The sequence below is a fragment of the Guyparkeria hydrothermalis genome, from assembly GCF_023555385.1.
GTDB classification, from domain to species: domain Bacteria; phylum Pseudomonadota; class Gammaproteobacteria; order Halothiobacillales; family Halothiobacillaceae; genus Guyparkeria; species Guyparkeria hydrothermalis_A.
The window spans coordinates 1,699,986-1,719,157 of the sequence record NZ_JAJSED010000001.1 but is presented as its reverse complement, the minus strand read 5'-3'; the positions used below and the strand labels follow the sequence as shown (position 1 = coordinate 1,719,157).

General features: G+C 65.5%; 15 protein-coding genes. 11 read left to right on the top strand and 4 right to left on the bottom strand.

Going from position 1 to position 19,172, the window contains the following annotated elements:
* Positions 1 to 73: 73 nt before the first annotated feature.
* A complete protein-coding gene (locus tag LV476_RS07960; RefSeq protein ID WP_250075054.1) occupies positions 74 to 1,501 on the bottom strand; it encodes an MBL fold metallo-hydrolase in 1,428 nt (475 codons plus the stop codon).
* Between the two features lie 254 nt (positions 1,502 to 1,755).
* On the opposite strand from LV476_RS07960, the gene doeB2 reads away from it, so the two are divergent.
* The 8 genes from doeB2 to LV476_RS07920 all read left to right on the top strand — a co-directional run bounded on the left by doeB2 (position 1,756) and on the right by LV476_RS07920 (position 11,238).
* Positions 1,756 to 2,922: a N(2)-acetyl-L-2,4-diaminobutanoate deacetylase DoeB2 gene (gene doeB2, locus LV476_RS07955; protein WP_250075052.1), complete on the top strand. Its 1,167-nt coding sequence runs from the start codon at positions 1,756 to 1,758 to the stop codon at positions 2,920 to 2,922.
* Between the two features lie 119 nt (positions 2,923 to 3,041).
* A complete protein-coding gene (locus LV476_RS07950) occupies positions 3,042 to 4,316 on the top strand; it encodes an aspartate aminotransferase family protein (RefSeq protein WP_250075050.1) in 1,275 nt (424 codons plus the stop codon).
* Between the two features lie 3 nt (positions 4,317 to 4,319).
* The gene (gene doeA / locus LV476_RS07945; RefSeq protein ID WP_250075048.1) at positions 4,320 to 5,621 is read left to right on the top strand and encodes an ectoine hydrolase; all 1,302 of its coding nucleotides are present in this window, start codon (positions 4,320 to 4,322) and stop codon (positions 5,619 to 5,621) included.
* Entirely contained in the window at positions 5,618 to 6,994 is a 1,377-nt protein-coding gene (locus tag LV476_RS07940; RefSeq protein ID WP_250075047.1) for an NAD-dependent succinate-semialdehyde dehydrogenase, read from the top strand. The genes doeA and LV476_RS07940 overlap by 4 nt, the downstream gene beginning before the upstream one ends.
* A gap of 86 nt (positions 6,995 to 7,080) precedes the next feature.
* Entirely contained in the window at positions 7,081 to 7,470 is a 390-nt protein-coding gene (locus tag LV476_RS07935; protein ID WP_250075046.1) for a hypothetical protein, read from the top strand.
* Positions 7,471 to 7,593: 123 nt separating this feature from the next.
* Positions 7,594 to 8,088, top strand: coding sequence for an Sbal_3080 family lipoprotein (locus LV476_RS07930; protein WP_250075045.1), 495 nt, complete (start codon positions 7,594 to 7,596; stop codon positions 8,086 to 8,088).
* 80 nt (positions 8,089 to 8,168) lie between these two features.
* On the top strand, positions 8,169 to 8,957 hold the full coding sequence (locus LV476_RS07925; protein ID WP_250075044.1) for an HTH domain-containing protein: 789 nt from the start codon (positions 8,169 to 8,171) through the stop codon (positions 8,955 to 8,957).
* 1,009 nt (positions 8,958 to 9,966) lie between these two features.
* Entirely contained in the window at positions 9,967 to 11,238 is a 1,272-nt protein-coding gene (locus LV476_RS07920) for an MFS transporter (protein WP_250075043.1), read from the top strand.
* An 85-nt stretch (positions 11,239 to 11,323) separates the two neighbouring features.
* On the opposite strand, the gene LV476_RS07915 is transcribed toward LV476_RS07920, so the two are convergent.
* Positions 11,324 to 13,447: a transporter substrate-binding domain-containing diguanylate cyclase gene (locus tag LV476_RS07915; RefSeq protein ID WP_250075042.1), complete on the bottom strand. Its 2,124-nt coding sequence runs from the start codon at positions 13,445 to 13,447 to the stop codon at positions 11,324 to 11,326.
* 151 nt (positions 13,448 to 13,598) lie between these two features.
* Positions 13,599 to 15,725 (bottom strand): ATP-dependent DNA helicase RecG, encoded by a 2,127-nt coding sequence (gene recG / locus LV476_RS07910; RefSeq protein ID WP_250075041.1) that lies wholly within the window; start codon positions 15,723 to 15,725, stop codon positions 13,599 to 13,601.
* 90 nt (positions 15,726 to 15,815) lie between these two features.
* Between recG and LV476_RS07905 the strand changes: the two genes are divergently transcribed.
* From LV476_RS07905 to LV476_RS07895, 3 genes are all read left to right on the top strand, one after another.
* Positions 15,816 to 17,015 carry a c-type cytochrome gene (locus LV476_RS07905; RefSeq protein ID WP_250075040.1) on the top strand — a complete coding sequence of 400 codons (1,200 nt, stop codon included), beginning with the start codon at positions 15,816 to 15,818 and terminating at the stop codon, positions 17,013 to 17,015.
* Between the two features lie 139 nt (positions 17,016 to 17,154).
* Positions 17,155 to 17,757 carry an ABC transporter ATP-binding protein gene (locus LV476_RS07900; RefSeq protein WP_250075039.1) on the top strand — a complete coding sequence of 201 codons (603 nt, stop codon included), beginning with the start codon at positions 17,155 to 17,157 and terminating at the stop codon, positions 17,755 to 17,757.
* Positions 17,744 to 18,541 carry an ABC transporter permease gene (locus LV476_RS07895; protein WP_250075038.1) on the top strand — a complete coding sequence of 266 codons (798 nt, stop codon included), beginning with the start codon at positions 17,744 to 17,746 and terminating at the stop codon, positions 18,539 to 18,541. The genes LV476_RS07900 and LV476_RS07895 overlap by 14 nt, the downstream gene beginning before the upstream one ends.
* An 88-nt stretch (positions 18,542 to 18,629) precedes the next feature.
* Here LV476_RS07895 and LV476_RS07890 read toward each other — a convergent pair whose 3' ends face one another.
* Positions 18,630 to 18,971, bottom strand: a complete 342-nt coding sequence (locus tag LV476_RS07890; RefSeq protein ID WP_250075037.1) for a c-type cytochrome — start codon at positions 18,969 to 18,971, stop codon at positions 18,630 to 18,632.
* Between the last annotated feature and the right edge of the window lie 201 nt (positions 18,972 to 19,172).

Sequence of the window (19,172 nt, the reverse complement as noted above, 5' to 3'; positions counted from 1 at the left end):
TGTTGTTTGGGAGGCTGGCACAAAAAACCCCGCTCGACCGAGCGGGGTTTTGTCGTTCCGGGCTGGCGAGTGATCAGTCCTTGGCGACCACCGGCAGGCCGGCCTCTTCCCAGGCGCTCATGCCACCCATCAGGTTGGCGATGTCGGTATAGCCTTCGCGCAGCAAGAGGCTTGCCGCGACGGTCGAACGCATGCCCGAGCCGCAGACCAGCGTGACCGGTTCGTCCTTGGCCACGCCGTCGATGCCGCCGCGCACGTCATGCGCGGGCATGTGGTGGGCGCCGAGGGCATGGCCGTCGTCCCATTCGTTTTGCTCACGGTTATCCCACAGCGCGCGGCGGTCGTGGTCGAGGTCGTTCTTGGCCGTCTCGGCGTCAACCAGCGGAATGTTGGCGAACGGCTCGCCGGCCGTGAGCCAGGCATCGAAGCCGCCGTCGAGGAAGCCGACCACCTTGTCCTGGCCGACGCGGACCAGCGCGCGGATGGCATCGCTGATCAGCTCGTCGTCGCCGTCGTGGTCGACCAGAATCAGCGGCTTGTCCGGCGGGGCGACCCAGCCGGCCCAGGTGGAAAGGTTGTCGCCGAACTCGATGCCCAGCGAGCCCTTGATGTGTGCGGCGTTGAAGGCCAGCCGATCACGGATGTCGATGATCGCCGCGCCGTTGTCCATCTGCGCCTTGAGGTCGTCGATGTCGAACGCCTCGATCTCCTCGGGCAACAGATCGACCATGCCCTGCACCGGCTTCGGCCCCTCGGAGTTGGTGACCTTGTTGCGGGGGTAGAAGTCCGGTGCCGGCGGCAGGTTGCCCAGCAGCAGCTCGACGAACTCGTCCTCGGACAGGTCCGGGTCGAGCAACGGGTTGGCGACGCGCTCGTAACCGAGCGTCGAGACGGTGCGCCCGGCCATGCCGCCACCGCAGGCGGAGCCGGCGCCGTGACCCGGGCGGATCTCCAGCCCGTCCGGCAGGTCCTTGAGTTTCTCGCGCACGCTGTGGAAGGCCTGGCGGGCCATGCCGCGGGTGGCTTCCTCGCCGAGCAGGTCCGGGCGCCCGAGGCTGCCGACGAACAGGAAGTCGCCGGTCAGGGCGACCACCGGCACGTCCGGCGAGCGCGCGCCATCAAAGACCAGGAAGGTGAGGTGCTCGGGGGTGTGCCCCGGGGTGTGCAGTGCCTCGAGGCGCACGTTGCCCATCTGCACCGAGTCGCCCTCGCGCATCGGCAGGTGGTCGAAGGCCACCTCGTAGTCCTCGTTGTCGTCATAGCCCGACAGGTGCAGCTTCGCGCCGGTGGCCTCGGCCAGTTCGCGGGCGCCCGAGGCGAAATCGGCGTGGATGTGCGTATCGAGCACGTGACGGATCACGAAGCCTTCCTCGGCAGCGAAATCGATGTAGAAGTCGATGTCGCGTCGCGGATCGACGATCGCCAGCTCATTGCTCTGCTGGCAGCCGATCGCGTAGCTCATCTGCGACAGGCCTTTCTCTTCGAACGCTTCGAACAGCATTGAATGCTCCCCCGATCAGGTAAATAAGCGTGGCTTGGGAATGTATCAGAGAAATTGTTCGTTGTTCGGAGACCTTGGGACGTCTCGGAAGTTTCTCAACCCCCGACTGCCATCCGGCCGCGCGGCGCCGCCACGACAGCGGTTGCGCCTGGTGGCGGACCTGTGATTAGCTCGAATCATCGGGCGGCCGCCGCCCGACTCTCTCCGACCCGCTTTGGTGCCCGGCTGCGGCCGGCGCCCACAGGAGGCCCGCGGTGCTCTCGATCTGGAACGACATCGCCGACCAGGCCACGGCCTTCCGCCGTCGCCTGCACCAGTCCCCGGAGCTGACCTGGCAGGAGCACGCCACGGCCGGCACTATCCGCACGGAACTCGATCACCTCGGCATCCCCTGGCGTGCCTGTGCCGGCACCGGCACGGTTGCCCACCTTGCTCCCGAGGCGACCGGCCGGCACATCGCCCTGCGCGCCGATATCGACGCACTGCCGATCGACGAGATCAGCGGCAAGGACTGGTCCTCCGGCACGCCGGGCATCATGCATGCCTGCGGACACGACGGGCATACCGCCACCCTGCTGGCGGTGGGTCGCTGGCTCAAGACCTGCGAGGACGAGCTTCCCGGTCCGGTGACCCTGCTGTTCCAGCCGGCCGAGGAAGGCGGTCACGGTGCGCGCGAGATGATCGCTGACGGGGCGCTCAAGGGCGTCGACTGGGTCTTCGGCTGGCACAACTGGCCGGCGATCCCGTATGGCAAGGCGGTCTGCCCGGACGGCCCGGTGATGGGTGCGAACGGCATCTTCGAGATCCGGCTCAAGGGCAGCGGCGGGCACGCCAGCCAGCCGGAGATCTGCCGTGATCCGGTGCTGGCCGGCTCGGCCGTGGTGCAGTCGATCCAGCAGATCGTCTCGCGCCGGATCGCGCCTCAGGCGAGCGCGGTGGTCAGCGTGACAACCTTCGAGGCCGGTGGCGCGATTACCGCCATCCCCGACACCGCCCGGCTGGCCGGTTCGGTGCGCGTGGGCAGCACCGAGGAGCGCGACGCCGTCGCCGAGCATCTCGAGCAGGTCGTCCGCGACACGGCTGCCGCTTACGGCGTCGAGGCCCGGGTCACCTTCACTCCCCGCTATCACGCCACCGTCAACCACCCCGAGGCCGCCGCGCACTATCGTGGTGCATTGGCGCGCGTGCTGGGTGCCGATTGGCGCGATGACGCGCTGCCGGTGCCGATCATGGCGTCCGAGGATTTCAGCTACTACCTTCGGGAGGTGCCGGGCGCCTTCGCTCTGATCGGCGCCGACGACGGCGAGGGCCATCACTGGCCCTGTCACAACCCGCGCTATGACTTCAACGACCGGCTGATCGACCCGGTGGGGCGGCTCTTCGCCGACATCGTCGGGCTGCCGATCGACGCCGCGGGCTGAACGTCAAACGGGCAGGCCTGTCTCTTGCAAGGTCTGTGACTGACACGCCGGGAAACCGGCCGGGCGCCCCGCTGCGAGGCGGCGGGACGACACCATCTGCAACCAGGGGAGAATGGCCAATGCACATGCAGGCGTTCGAGCAGTGGGAATCCGAAATCCGCGCGTACTGCCGCGCGGCGCCCACGGTCTTCCATTCGGCGAGCAATGCCCGCCAGACCGACGAGCAGGGCCGTAGTTACATCGATTTCTACGCCGGCGCCGGGGTGCTCAATTTCGGGCACAACGACCCGAAGATGAAGGACGCCATCATCGACTACATCCAGAACGATGGCGTCGCCCACAGCCTGGACATGTACACCAGCGCCAAGCGGGCCTTCATCACCAAGTTCGTCGATACCATCCTCAAGCCGCGCGACATGGACTATCGGCTGCAGTTCGTCGGCCCGACCGGCACGAATGCCGTCGAGGCCGCGCTCAAGCTGGCCCGTCGCGTCACCGGCCGCGAGCAGGTGGTTTCCTTCCACCATGCCTTCCACGGCATGACGCTCGGTGCGCTGGCCGCGACCACCAACGCCCACTTCCGCAACGCCGCCGGCGTGCCGCTGAACAACGTCGTCCACCAGGCCTTCGGCTGCGAGACCCCCTGCCCGAACTGCCAGCTCGGCTGCGGCATGGCCTCGCTCGAACGCATGCGCGATCTGTACGACGACCCGTCCTCGGGGCTGCCCAAGCCCGCGGCGTTCCTGGTCGAGACCATTCAGGCCGAGGGTGGCGTGCGCGTCGCCTCGGAGGAGTGGCTCAAGGGCGTCCAGGATCTCGCCCATGATCTCGGCGCGCTGTTTATCGTCGACGACATCCAGGTCGGCTGTGGCCGGACCGGTCCGTACTTCTCCTTCGAGGAGATGGACCTCGACCCGGACATCGTCACGCTGGCCAAGGGTATCGGCGGCTTCGGCACGCCGATGGCGATGAACCTCAACAAGCCCGAGCACGACAAGCACTGGGCGCCGGGCGAGCACACCGGCACCTTCCGCGGCCAGGACCTGTCGTTCATCGCCGGCACCGTGGCGCTGGGTTACTTCGACGACCCGGCGTTCATGGACGAGACCCGCCGCAAGGGCGAGGTGATCAAGAAGCGCCTGGAGAAGATCGCCGAGAAGTACCCGCGCTTCGCCGTGCGCGGCCGCGGCATGATGCAGGCGATCGACTTCATCGACGGCGATCTATCCAAGCGCATCGCGCGCGAATGTTTCGACCGTGGCCTGCTGGCGGCGGTCTGCGGGTCGCGCGGCCAGGTGATCAAGTTGATCCCGCCGCTGACCATTCCCGATGACGACCTTGCCGAGGGGCTCGACCTGTTCGAGCAGGCCGTCGATGCACAGGTGGAGGGCTGACCCATGCGCCAACGTGACGACATGACATTCCCGATGGAGGAATACGAGCGCCGGCTCGGCGAGCTGCGCATGCGCATGGCCGAACGGCTGCTCGACGCGGTGATCATCACCGACCCCGAGAACCTGATGTACCTCACCGACTACCAGACGACGGGGTACTCGTTCTTCCAGGCACTGGTGGTGCCGCTCGACGACGAGCCATTCATGATCACCCGCACCATGGAGGAGTCCAATGTCCACGCGCGGACCTGGGTGGAGATCACCCGGCCGTACCCGGACACGGGTGATGCCATCCAGATGCTGGTCTCCTCTCTCAAGGAGTTCGGCCTGGCGAACAAGTACATCGGCTACGAGCGCAACAGCTACTTCTTCCCGGCCTACCAGCAGGATGCGCTGCACACCACGCTGACCGGGGCGAAGCTCTTGGACTGCTTCGGCATCGTCGAGTGTGGTCGCCGGACCAAGTCCAAGCACGAGTTCGAGATCATGCGCCGCGCGGCCATCGCCACCGAAGCGGGCATGAAGGCGGGCCTCGAGGCCTGCAAGGCCGGCGTGACCGAGAACGAGATCGGCGCGGAGATCAGTGCCGGCATGTTCCGCGCCGGCGGTGAACCCCCGGCGGTGATGCCCTACGTGACCTCCGGGCCGCGCACCATGATCGGCCACGCCACCTGGGAGGGCCGCGTGGTCAAGCCGGGCGAGCACGTCTTCCTCGAGGTCGCCGGCTGCTACCGCCGCTATCACACCGCGATGATGCGCACTGCCGTGCTCGGCGAGCCCACCGAGCTGATGTGGAAGGCGCAGGAGCGGATGAAGGAGGCGCTCGAACGGGTCAAGGCGCTGATCCGCCCGGGAGTCACCGTCTCGGATGCAGACAACCTGGTCCGCTCGATCATGACGGTCGACGATGCCCACGGGAAGCTGATCACCCGCTCGGGCTATTCCATCGGCATCGCCTTCCCGCCCAGCTGGGACGAGGGCTACATCCTCAGCCTGATGCACGGTGACAAGACCATCCTGCGCGAGGGCATGACCTTCCACATCATCCCCTGGGCCTGGGGCGTGGACGGTGACAAGACCTGCGGCATCTCCGACACCATCTACATCACCAAGGATGGCTGCGAGTCGTTCTTCGACATGCCGCAGGACTTCACCGTCAAGCGCGAAGAGGCCAAGCGCGAGATCCCCGACGAGCCGAAGATCGAACTGCTCAACGCGGATGCCGGCAGCAAGAAGGCGAAGCCCGAGTCCGATTCGAAGACCAAGCCGGAGCAGAAGCACTCCAAGGAGACCCGCGCCTCATGACCCAGACCGTCATCAACCCGACCAACGGCCAGAAACTGCATGAATTTCCGGTCATGGATCCGGCCCAGCGCGATACGGTGCTCGAGCGTAGTGAGGCGGCCTATCGCGACTGGCGCAAGACCAGCTTCGAGGAGCGCGCCGATCTGCTGAGGCGCGTGGCCAAGGTGATGCGCGACGACCGCGAGCGCCTGGCCCTGCTGATGACCGACGAGATGGGCAAGCCGATCCGCGAGGCGCGCGGCGAGGTGGACAAGGCGGCCTGGTGCGCCGAGCACTACGCCCGGCACGCCGAGAAGTATCTCGAGCCGGAAATGATCAGCTCGGATGCCACGGTCAGCTACGTGCAGTACCTTCCGATCGGCACGGTGCTGGGCATCCTGCCGTGGAACGCGCCGTTCTGGCTGGCCTTTCGTTTTGCCGCCCCGGCGCTGATGGCCGGCAACACCTGCGTGATGAAGCACGATGCCCACGTGCCGGCCTGCGCGGCGGGCATCGCGGAATCCTTCGAGAAGGCCGGTTTCCCGCAGGGCGTGTTCCAGAACCTGCCGCTGGAAACCGAGGACATCCAGGGCGCGATCGAGACCGAGTGCGTGCGTGCCGTCTCGTTCACCGGCTCGGACCGTGCCGGTTCGATTGTCGCGGCCACCGCGGCCCGCCAGATCAAGCCGGCAGTGCTCGAACTGGGCGGCTCGGACCCGGTGATCGTGCTGGCGGATGCCGATCTCGAGGCCGCCGCCGACACGGTGGTGCTCTCGCGGATCATCAATGCCGGCCAATCGTGCATCGCGGCCAAGCGCATCATCATCGAGGAGTCCGTCTACGAGCAGTTCCTCGACATGATGAAGGTCCGCCTCGAGCGGCTGACCATGGGCGACCCGCGCGAGGAGGCCACCGATGTCGGGCCGATCGCTCGAGACGAATTGCGCGAGGGGCTGCATCGGCAGGTGCAGGCCTCGGTCGAGGCGGGCGCCCGCTGCCTGCTCGGCGGCGAGATGCCCGAGGGCGACGGCTTCTTCTACCCGGTCACCCTGCTGGCCGACGTGGACGACTCCATGGTCGCCTTCTGCGAGGAAACCTTCGGCCCGATCGCCGTCGCCATCTCCGCGCGTGACGCCGACGAAGCACTCGAGAAGGCCAACAGCACCAAGTACGGGCTGGGTGCGGCCATCTGGACCAGCGGCGTGCCCAAGGCCATCCACATGGCCCGTGATGTCGAGGCCGGCCAGGTCTCCATCAACGGCATCGTCAAGACCGACCCGCGCCTGCCCAGCGGTGGCATCAAGCGCTCGGGATACGGCCGCGAGCTCGGTCCGCACGGCATCAAGATGTTCGTCAACGCCCAGCAGGTCTGGGTGGGGCCGAAACAGGACTGACTCGGCCACGTCATGCCGGCCGATGTTTTGTTCAGGAAAAGCCTGGGTGCGAGCCCGGGCTTTTGTCGTCCCAAGGCCGGGAAGTGATGAGTGGCCATTCCCGGTTGCGCCACCGGCTGCTCAGTGTGCTAGCGGTTGTCTTGGGACTGGTTGTGGTTCAGGTGTTGTCATTGGGCACCAACCAGCTTGTGCGCATAGTCGGGTGGTTGCCGCATGGTGACCCGGCGGCTGCGCTCATCTATCGGTCCGTTGTCGTCGTCCTGGGTGGCTATCTCGCTGCGAGGGTGGCGCCTTCGCATCCAATGGCTCATGCGCTCGTCCTGGGCGTCGTCGAGGCCGTGATTTTTGCCGTTGCCGCGGCCGTTCTGTTGCCCCTGCAGTTCTTCGGTCCGGGTTGGTACTACTTCGGCCTCGCTGTCGCCGCGTTACCTTGCGCCTGGCTTGGTGGGCGACTGCATGCAAGGTTGCAGACGTAATCGCTTGCGCGCGCAGTTCCTCATGCCCTGATTTCTCTTGCTCATGGCTGATGTATCCCGAGTGATAGCTATCGGCGGTCGGGTGAACGTGCGAGACTGGGCTGCAAAAATATGGTCAGCCGCATGCTGATCATTTTTTGTGCGACCCATGACAAGCAAGGAGGGCGTATGTCGCCAGTAGTGAAAGCGGCCGCGGCTGCAGGGATGACGTTGGGACTGATGGGCTGCTCCATCACGCAGTCCGTCCAGCCGGTAACGGACGCGAATATCGAGCGCGTCTGCGTAGAAACCAACCCCGCCGTGCTCATGGACGGGTTCGAGCCGACCATGTGCGAACTGATCGAGGCGCACGGCCTGACCACCGAGGTCTATTCCGGAGAACGCCCGGCGGACTGCTCGCACTTCCTCGAATACACCGCCAACTGGCGCTGGGATATGGCGATGTACCTCTCCTATGCCGATATCCAGGTCTACGACCGCGAGGGTCTTGAAGGTCGAGCCACGTACGACGCCCGCAACGGCGGCGGCCGGATGGACAAGTTCGGTCCGACACGCAGCAAGATCGAGCCATTGATTGACGAGTTGTTTGGTGGTGCAGATGCCAGTGGTCAGAATTGAGGGGTAAGGTGAAGGGCTCTTATCCCTCCTTTTAGGTATGTTTAATTGCAGGTAGTCGAGCCTATTCGAAAGGAGATGGTGTGCCGAAAGAATTGACTTGGCGGAAGGCCATAGAAAAAGTGCTGAAAGACACTGGCGGCGCAATGCACTACAAAGATATCGCTGACGAAATTGTTAGCCGAGGCCTGAGGACCAATGTCGGGGCTACGCCGCCGGCGACAGTGAGTGCAAATTTAACCTCTTCAATCAGCAAGGACGGCGAGAACTCCCCCTTCCAAAAGGTTGGCCGGGGAGAGTTTATGCTTCGTGAGAAGGATGGCTCCAGTGACAAGCCGGTGCCAGTGAAAGGGCAGTTTGATGATGAGAACGGTTCTGAAAGCCAATACGACATAATTTCGTCCTTCGGAATGTACTGGCGGCGGGACTACGTTGATTGGGGCGCACGTCCAAGAATTCTAGGGATGCAGCAGATTGGAGCAGAGGCGGTAAATTTTTGCGATCAGGTCGGCATTTATCTCCTTTACGACGGCAGAGAAATTATTTACGTCGGGAGGTCAACCGATAGACCTTTGGGCAAACGCCTGTATGAGCACACTGCCGATCGTCTGTCCACAAGGTGGGACAGGTTTTCTTGGTTTGGATTGCTCCCTGTCTCTGACAAAGGGGATCTTTGCGGTCTTCCGGACAGCTATGTCGCGAAAAAGATCGTGCCTGCTATGGAAGCGGTGCTTATTGAAGCATTAGAACCGCGCCAAAACAGAAAACGTGGCGATGACTTGTCCGCAGTTGAGTATCTCCAAAAAGAAGACCCGGAGATTGACCGGAAGAGAAAGAAGGCACTTTTGGAATCCGCACTTTCAAAAGTGTAGCGGAACTCGTCCCTAACGGATGGGGTGGCCTAGCCCTGAAAAGAGCGGGAGAACTTTTTTGAATAACTAAGACTTCGCACGCTTGATTTGCTGAGCTACTCGGTTGGGCTTCGTTGCCAAGCGCGCGAGGCCCTTTCTCTTGCTTGCCCAAGAGAAAGGGCCCAAAGAGAAGGGCACCCCTCGCCTTGGCCCTGCGGGCTTCCCTCCCGTCCGTGCTGCCGCGGACGGGCACGGTTCGACGCGACGTCGTGTCGCGGCGAACCTCGGCGCAACGTCCTTGTTGCGCCGTCCCTGCGTCACCCCGGCCGCTCGGCAAGGGCGAAGGGGACTTCCGCCTCAGTCGGTTCATTGCCACGAACAATTGGTTTGGTGCGGCTTAGGGCTGGGCACGCGCTGTTGGCGCGTTTCGCGAGCGGGGCTCGCTCCCACGCGGGATCTGGTGGTTGTGGGAGCGGCCCTTGGCCGCGAAAGCCGGTGCGTTCAGCCAAGTAGTCAAAGTGATTCGTTGTTTCGGAGTTTTCAGTTGGCACTCCCTGGGGCCCCTTGCGCTTTGCCTCGTTGCCGACGGGTTGCAGGGTCTGGGCGGCATGGACGCCGCCCAGAGGTTCGCCGCGACAGGAGGTCGCGTCGAACCGACCCGTTCGCAACCCGGCGGTGACGAGGGAAGCCCGAAGGGCCAAGGCGCCGGGGTGTCCTTGTCTTTGGGGACTTTCTATTGGACAAGCAATAGAAAGTGCCTCGGGCGTAGGTAGTGCGGTGCGACCGAAACCGCTGAGCGAAACAAACGCCCGAAACCGTTCCATCTCCGCCGCAAGGCATTCTCCCCCTTTCGCCTAAATCCGGTTGGATCACGAAGCTAGCGGCCCGACAACGGAACCGGATAACCATTCGCACAAACCGGTCGCTCGTTTGAACCCGGCCAGATCGCCGCCTAGGCTCTAATCTTGTGTTTTTTGCGTCCGGACGGCCTGCGGGCCGAGAGTCTCAACACGAGCAAGGCGGGGCAGAGATGACGTTTTCTCCGAGCATGAGGTTCGCGCTGTTCGGTGCCGGGCTGACCGCGATCGCCTACGGGCTGGCGCGCTTCGCCTTCGGCCTGTTCGTGCCACCGATCAAGGCGGATTTGGGACTCTCGCCGGAGGTGATCGGTGTGATCGGCGCGCTACCGCTGGTCAGTTTCGTGCTGGCCTCGTTTGTCGCGCCTTTTCTGGCTGTCCGGATGGGGTCCCGCTACACGGCGATGCTCTCCGGGACGATTGCTGCCAGCGGCCTGCTGGTGATCGGCCAGGCGCCTGACGCGGTGTCGCTTGGCGTGGGGGTGTTCGCCTGCGGTATCGCCACCGGTCTGATGATGCCGGCGCTGTCGGGTGCCATGCAGGCGGTGGTGGAGCGCTCGATGCACGGTCGGGTGAGCGCGATCATGAATGCGGGCACCAGCATTGGCGTGGCCGTCTCCGTGCCGGCGGTGCTGTTCCTGGCCGACGCCTGGCGGTTTGCCTACGGCATCTTTGCGCTGCTGGCCGTCGTCGGCATCGTCGCCACCTGGCGTGTCATTCCCTCGGTATCGCGGGTCACGCCGTCGGACGCCGCCCCACCGCCGCCGATCAGCCGCCTGCAGTGGTGGCGCCTTGGGCGGCTGTCGGTGTTCTCCTTCCTGATGGGGTTCGTCGCCAACGCCTACTGGGTCTTCGCGCCGGACCTGGTGGTCACCCTGGGCGAGCTGCCGCCCAACGCCACCGGCTGGCTGTGGCTGGCGGTGGGCGTCGCCGGTCTCGGCGGGGCGGTGGTCGCCGACTTGGCCGATCGCAACAACCCGCCCATCACCCAGGCCCTGATGCTCATGATGCTCGCGACCAGCCTGGCATTGCTTGCCGCCAGCCCTGATAACTTGTTCCTGGCGACGTTCTCCGCGCTGGTCTTCGGGCTGGCCTACATGAGCCTGACGGGGCTCTACCTGATGACCGGCATCCGCCTGTTGCCGGGGCACCTGTCGCTGGGGCCGGTGCTGCCGTTCGTGGCGGTCGCGCTCGGGCAGGCAGCCGGTTCGCCCGTGGTCGGCGTGCTGGTCGAGGCGGTCGGTTACGCCGACGCGTTTGCCATATTCGCCGCGATCGGCGTGGTGGTCGCGATCCTGTCGCCGCTGTACCCGCGCACCATCGGCGAGGAGCCCGAGGAAGAGCCTGACTATGAAACCGGTCTCCAGGGTGCTTATGACCACCAGCTCCGCGACGCGGAGGGAAATCCGCTGGACCCCGTCACGGCCGGAGTCAGCAAGTCCTAGCTGAGCCGAATACGGAGGCGGCGGCCCGACCGGGCACGGCCGGTTGTTCCGTGATGGCTTCCCGTGTCCTCACGCTCTGCGCTGATTATCGGAACGCGACGCTGTTGCGCCCCTGCCTCTTGGCCTCGTATAGGGCGTCGTCGGCGCGTTTGATCAGGGTGTCAGGGGTGTCGCCGTCGTGATAGAGGCTCGCGCCGATACTGGTGGTGACTTGCCCGACCTCGCTGAATGACGTGGTCTCGATGGCGGTGCGCAGCTTCTTGGCTAAGGTAAGAAGCGTCGTCTGATCGGCATGCGGGACGATGACGAGGAATTCCTCGCCGCCCCAGCGGCCGAGTACGTCGGTCTGGCGGCAGTTCTCTCTCAGCACGTCGACGAACTCCTTGAGGGCGATGTCGCCGGTGCGGTGGCCGAAGCGGTCGTTGATGCGCTTGAAGTGGTCGACGTCGAGCAGGACCACGCCGAAGACATCGCCGTAGCGTTCGGCCTTGCGGGCTTCCTCGCCCAGCACCTCGTCGAGCCGGTGGCGGTTGCACACCCCGGTGAGCTTGTCGGTGACGGCCAGTCGTTCGGCTCGACGGTATGCCTCCTCGAGCTGGCGTTTCAGGCCGCTCTGGCGGAGGTAGACGAACAGCCCGGCCAGCAGCACGACGATGAAGAAGCCGATCACCTGCCAGAGCAGCATGTAGTCGATGCGTTCCTCGTAGCGCACCGAGATCCACTTGTTGTTGATGGCCCGCTTCTGCTCGTCGGTGACACTGGCGACGGCCTTCTGCATGATGCCGTGCAGGACGGGGCGGTCCTCGCGCACCGCCACGCCCATGTCCCATGACTTACCGGTATCGCCGGTGATGCGCAGCTCGCCGGTGTACTCGGTCTGCAGCTTGTAGCCGATGGTTGCGAGCGTGCCGATGTAGCCGAACACCTCGCCGTCACGAACCATGTCCAGTCCGCCGTCGATGTCGGTGACCTCGATCAGCTCGAGGTCCGGGTAGTCGTCCTTGAGCAGTTCGGCGAAGGCGTACAGTGCCGGGATCGCGATCTTGCGTCCCTGCAGGTCGTCCAGGCCGGTGATGAAGGCGACGTCGGCCTTGGTGGCGATCACCAGCGGGGTCTCGATGTAGCTGTCGGTGAACTCAAGGTATTTCTCCCGCTCCGGGGTGCGCATGGCAAGGCTGAACAGGTCGCACCGGCCGGCCTTGAGCGCGTCCACCGACTCGGTCCAGGTCGCGGTGGGCAGCGGGCGGAAGCGGGTCGAGAGCGTCTTTTCGAACAGCTCGAAATAGTCGGCGCTGATACCGACGTAGTCACCGTGCGTGTCGAAACGCTCGAATGGCATCCAGTTGGGATCGATGCAGATGTCGATCGGCCCAGCCTCGCGCAGGTAGGCGCGTTCCTCCTCGGTCAGGCGTGCATCCTGGAGAAACCCGTTCTGGCGGCCGGCAAGCCATTTGCTGGTCAGGGCCTCCCATTCGGTCAGCGTGATCTCGTCCAGCCCCTTCTGCACGATCGAGCGCAGCTCGGGCTTGTCCGGGTTGATGCCGAAACGGAGGTCCTCTTCGGCCAGCCCGGGGATCTTGAGCTCGCCGCCGATGCGGATGTTGGTGTAGGCGCGACGCTGGATGACCTGATTGATGTTGGTGAGGTTCTGGACGAAGGCGTCGATCTGTCCCAGCACCAGGGCGCGGGTCATTTCCTGGTAGGTCTCGAAGCCGCGCAGCTCGACGTCGGCCGCCTGGCGCAGGTCCGCCTCGTAGAAGATGCCCTCGATGACCCCGACCTTCCTGCCGGCAAGGTCCTCGATGCCCGTGTAGGCGCCGAAGTCATCGCGCACGAAGACGAATACCGGGATGGTGTAGTACGGCTCGGTGTAGAGCGTGAACCCGGTGCGGTCCTCGCGGTAGGAGATGCTGGCGATCATGTCGACCTGCCCGCTCCGAAAGCGCGGTAGGGCATCGCTCCACACGCCGAACTCCTTCCTGAACTCGAGGCCGGTCTTCTCGGAGACCAGTCGCAGCACGTCGTGTTCGAAGCCGGCACCGCTGCCATCCCGGATCACGCTGAACGGCGGGTGGTCGACCATCATGGCGATGGTTGCGGTGGGGTGTCGGTCGAGGAAGGCCTGTTCTTCGGGGGAAAGGGGCGCCGCCTGCAGGCTCCCGGAAAAGAGCAGCAGGGATATCCAGCCAAGCAGCAGGGCGTTCTTCATGCGGTGCCCATTCGTCGTTCCGGTTGTTCGGTGCGGGGTCGGGTCCATCCGTCGATAGACGACGCTGGGTAAATCATACCCGCTTGGCCGCATGTGACCAGCGCGATCGGCGGGTTTGCCCCGCGGCATTAACCCGCGGGTGATTCCGTAATCAGACCTGGCCGTACTGCCCCGCCGCGCCCACCCAGCGGGCGATCAAGGGGTTGACCGACTCGGGGAACCGTTCCAGCAGCTCGTCGGCCAGCTGGCCTGCCTCCTCGAGTTTGCCCTGGTCCTCCTGCAGATCGGCGATCTTGAGCTTGGCGATGCCGGCCTGGCGGGTACCGAGCACCTCGCCGGGGCCGCGCTGTTCGAGGTCCGCCTCGGCCAGGCGGAAGCCGTCCTCGGTCTCGCGCATCAGCCCCAGTCGCGCCCGCGCGCGATCGCTCAAGGGTTCGTCGAACAGCAGCACGCAGTGGCTGGCGGTCGCGCCGCGCCCGACGCGCCCGCGCAGCTGGTGCAGTTGCGCGAGACCCATGCGCTCGGCGTTCTCGATGATCATCAACGAGGCATTGGGCACGTCCACGCCCACCTCGATCACGGTGGTCGCCACCAGCAGGTGGTAGTCGCCGGCCTTGAAGCGGGCCATCTCGCGCTGCTTCTCGGCGGCATTCATCCGCCCGTGCACCATGCCAATCGACAGGTGCGGCAACTCTTCGCCGAGCATGGCGAAGGTGGATTCGGCCGCCTGCGCCTCGATCTGGCCTTCCTCGATCAGCGGGCAGACCCAGTAGGCCTGTCGGCCCTCGGCGCAGACCTGGCTGATGCGATCGATTACCTCGCCGCGCCGGTCGGCGCGCACCACCACGGTGGTCACCGGCGTGCGACCCGGCGGCAGCTCGTCGATGACCGAGACGTCGAGGTCGGCGAACTGCGTCATGGCGAGCGTGCGCGGGATGGGGGTGGCGGTCATGATCAGCTGGTGCGGCCGGCGCGCGCCGCCGTCCCGACTCGCCCCCTTGTCGGTCAGCGCCAGACGCTGGTGGACGCCGAAGCGGTGCTGCTCGTCGACGATTACCAGCCCGAGTCGGTGGAAGTCGACCGATTCCTGGAACAGGGCATGGGTGCCGATGACGATCTGGGCGCGGCCATCGGCCAGCTGTGCCAGCCCCTCGCGACGCTGGGCCGCGGACTGCTGGCCGGAGAGCAGCAGCACGGAAAGCCCGAGCGGCTCGAACCACTGGGCGAAGTTGCGCGCGTGCTGCTCGGCGAGCAGGGCGGTGGGAGCCATCAGCGCGACCTGGTAACCGGCATCGATCACGTCCAGCGCGGCGGCCGCGGCCACCAGCGTCTTGCCCGATCCGACGTCGCCCTGCACCAGTCGCAGCATGGGCAGTTCCTGGGCGAGATCCGCCTTGATCTCGCCGATCACGCGCTGTTGTGCGCCGGTGGGGGTGAAGCCGAGATGGCCGAGCAGTTCGTCGAACAGGTGCTCGCGCGGCGGGATCGCCGGGGCGGCGACCTGGCGGGTGACCGCACGGCGCTGGCGCAGGGCGAGAATGTGGGTGGCCAGTTCCTCGGTGATCAGCCGCTGGAAGGCCGGCTCAAGGCGCGACGGCACGCCGTCGCGGCGCTTGGGGAGATGGATGCGTTGTAATGCCTTCATCAGCGATGGCCAGCCACGGGCCTCCCGGATGGCGGCGGGCAGCGGGTCGGAAAGCTCGCGCACGGCGATTTCGAGCGCGCCCTCCACCAGTTGGCGCAATTTGGGTTGGGCGACCCCCTCGGTGGCCGGATAGACCGGGCGGATATGGCCGATCTGGCTCGGGGTGACCAGTTCCGGTTGCGCCATTTCCAGCCCGTTCGGGCCCTGCTGCAGTTCGCCGAACAACAGATAGGTCCGCCCGGCTTGCGGGGTGGGCCCGAAGCGGCCAAAGAACCAGATGGTGAGCGGGGTCGGGCCGTGTGGCCCTTCGCCAACGGCCTGGCAGACCAGACGGGCCTTGCCTCGGAACAGCGGACGCACCTCGTTGATCTGCACCTCGAAAAGGGCCGATTCGCCGATGTGTTGCGGCGAAAGTGGCTGCTTTGTGCCACGGTCCTCGTAACGCAGCGGCTGATGCCAGAGCAGATCCCCGATGGTCTCGATGGTCAGCCGCGCGAGTTTTTCGGCGACCTTCGGGCCAACGCCCGACAGCTCGGCGACAGGCGATGCCAGTCCTGCCGGCCCCTTTCTGGTGCGCTTCGTGCCGCTTGCCCTGCCGGGCTTGCGGGGTTTTTTCGGGGCGGGGGAAGACATGCAGGCCGCGATCCTGTCAAATGCTGATTTTTGCCGATATACTACGCGCCGTTGCGCTGGCTAAAACGATAAAGATTCTGGAGGACTCTCGTGGCTCAACATACCCCCAAGGTCGATCCGATGTCGAAGCTGATCGGCTTCGTCTCGGCGCTGCTCGTGCTGGTTGCCGTGCTTTACATGGTCAACGCGCTGATGAACACCGTCGACGAGAACTCGCTTGAAGGCGCAGTGGTCGAGAAGCCGGAAAGCAAGGAAGCCACCAAGACGGCCAAGGCCGAGTCGACCGGCGGGTCGGCTGACGAGGGTGGTTCCGCGGGCGGCTCCGGTGGTGACGTTGCCGCTGGCGAGCAGAAGTTCGCCAGCTGCGCAGCGTGCCACGGTGCTGACGGCAAGGGTCAGGGCGGTGCTTTCCCGGCGCTGACCGGCCTGTCCGCCGCCGAGACCGAGAAGAAGCTGATCGCTTACCGCGACGGCGACCAGGAGTACCTGAAGTCGGTTGGTCTGGGTGACCGCTACGGCACCATGGCGCCGAACGCTTCCGGCCTGTCCGACGAGGACGTTGCCGACCTGGCTGCCTACATCGGCGACGCCTTCGGTGGCGGTGCCGGCGGTTCGGCCGATGCCGGCGGCAACGGCGGCAATGGCGGTGGCGCCGTTGACGGTGACGTCAGCGCCGGCGAGAAGGTCTACGCCTCCTGCCAGGCCTGTCACGGTGCGGATGGCAACGGCCAGGGCGGCGCCTTCCCGGCACTGACCGGCATGGATGCGGCCGACCTTCAGAAGAAGCTGATCGCTTACCGCGACGGCGACCAGGAATACCTGAAGTCGGTCGGCCTGGGTGACCGCTACGGCACCATGGCACCGAATGCCTCCAACCTGTCCGACGAGGACATCGCCAACGTGTCCGTCTACATCGCCGACAAGTTCGGCGGCAGCAACGGTGGCGGTGCCGAGGGTGGCAAGTCTGCCGGTGGCGACAAGGCCAAGGCCGAGAAGAAGCCGGCCGAGCCGACCATCGTGGACGAGTCCACCGTCAAGCACGGCGAGGCACTGTTCTCCAACTGCGCCATCTGCCACGGCGAGAAGGGCGAGGGCGCCGAGCTCTTCAACGCGCCGAAGCTGGCCGGCATGGGCATGGACCAGGCCGCCAGCCTGCTGAAGATCTACCGCAAGGGCCAGGAAATGGGTCCGAACTCCTACGCGATGATCCCGCAGGCCAAGCACCTGTCCGACTACGACATCGAAGGCCTGGCCGCGTACATCGCGACGCTGGAACAGGGCGGCGAGTAATCGCGCCCCCGGCCACCACGAGGTGGCCTGAATCAGGCAACGACGCCGGCCCCTGGGCCGGCGTTTTGTTTTGGGGCGGGCGAGACGCCCGCATGAGCCCGGCGGATCGGCGGGTGGCGTTTTCTAGCTGGGGAGCTGCATGTTGTTCGAGGTGAGGGGCCTGCAAGGGCGCAATGTGCCGCCCGTTTCCTTCGCGCTGGCGGCCGGCGAGGTTCTGACCGTGCAGGGCGAATCTGGGGTGGGCAAGAGCCAGATGCTGCGTGCGCTGGCGGATCTGTCGCCCCACGAGGGCGAGATCCGGCTGGACGGGACCGAGCAGCAGACCCTGCCGGCGACCGACTGGCGCCGGCAGGTGGTACTGGTGCCGGCGGAGTCCGGCTGGTGGGCGGACACGGTGGCCGAGCATTTCGTCCGCCGACCGTCGGAGAGCTGGTGGGAACGGCTGCGGCTGCGTCCGGCGCTGTGGGAGTCGCCGGTCGATCGGCTCTCCTCCGGCGAGCGCCAGCGCCTGGCCGTGTTGCGCGCCCTGGTGCTGGAGCCGCGGGTGCTGCTTCTCGACGAGCCGACGGCGAACCTCGACCGCGACAACGCCGCCGCGATGGCCGGGCTGTTGCTCGACTACGTGCGGGAGCACGAGGCAGTCGCCGTCTGGATCAGCCACAACCCCGAGGAGGTGCGTTCCCAGGCGCGCCGCTGGCTGGAAATGACACCCGAGGGAGGGGTGCTGCATGGATCTGTATAGCCTGACCCCCTTCGATCTCGCGCTGGCGGCTGGGCTGGTCCTGGCGTTGGGCGTGGTGCAGGTGCTCCTGGGCCTTGGCCTGTTCCGCACCCTCGCATTCAACAGCGTGCGCATGGTGCTGCAGCTGCTGCTGGTGGGCGTGATTCTCGAGGCGGTGTTCGATGCCGCCACGCTGCCGTGGATCGCGCTGATCGCGGTGGTGATGATGGGGCTGGCCGGCCACGAGGTGGTCGCGCGGCAGAAGCGCGCCATCCGCGGCTGGCACGGTTACGGCATCGGTCTGGCGGCGATGAGTGCCACGGCGCTGATCGTGACCGTGCTGGCGCTGACCTTGATGATCGAGACCGACCCCTGGTACACGCCGCAGTACGCCATCCCGCTGCTGGGGATGATCCTCGGCAACACCATGACCGGGATTGGTCTGGCGCTGAACAACCTCACCCAGACGGCCTGGCAGAGCCGCCGCGAGATCGAGGCGCGGCTGGTGCTGGGCCATTCGGTGCGCGACGCGACTGCCGAACTGCGTTCGGACTCGATGCGTGCCGGGCTGATCCCGACGCTCAACATGCTTGCCGCGGCCGGGGTGATCAGTCTGCCCGGCATGATGACCGGTCAGATCCTCGCCGGCTCGCCACCGATCGAGGCGGTGAAGTACCAGATCCTGATCATGTTTCTGATTGCCGCGGCGACGGGGTTCGGCTCGCTGGTGGCGGTGCAGTTGGGTGCCCGCCGGTTGTTCGATGCCCGTGACCGCCTGCGTCTCGACCGGCTGCGTGGCCGATGAGTTCGCTCGCTCAGGCATATGCTGGACACAAAAAAGCCCGGACCAGTCGGTCCGGGCTTTTTCCTGCGGTGCCGTATCGGCTAGGCGATCAGAGGCTGCTGATGTAGGCGCCCAGGTTCTCCATGTCGCTCTCGGACAGGCCGGCGGCATTCGGCGCCATGATGGAGTAGTTGGAGCCACCCAGGTTGCCGCCCATTTCCTTCAGAGCGGCTTGGTCGCCGTTCTTGTAGTGGGTCAGCGCGGTGGTGATGTGCTCGGCGCTCTTGCCGGCCAGCTTCGGGAACATGCCCTGGCCTTCAGCCTTCATGCCGTGGCAGGAAGCGCAGCTCTGTTCGTAGAGCTTCTTGCCGGCAGCGGCGTCGGCAGCCATGGCCTGCGAGGAGGCGACGGCCAGACCCGAAGCGAGAGCAATCGCGGTCAGTTTTTTCATGGGGAACTCCTGATATCTCGTGTCGTTGAATTACCCGAGCTCACTCCTGCTCGGCTAGTGAAGGGATTAGCAGGATCCATGCCATCCGAAACGGGTAGCAAGCCCCTTCATAAACAGACGCTTACTTACCAGGGCTTCGACTGATGATCGAGCCGCGAGTTGCATGTTGCAAGTTGCGACGGCAGGGCGCAACACCGCGAC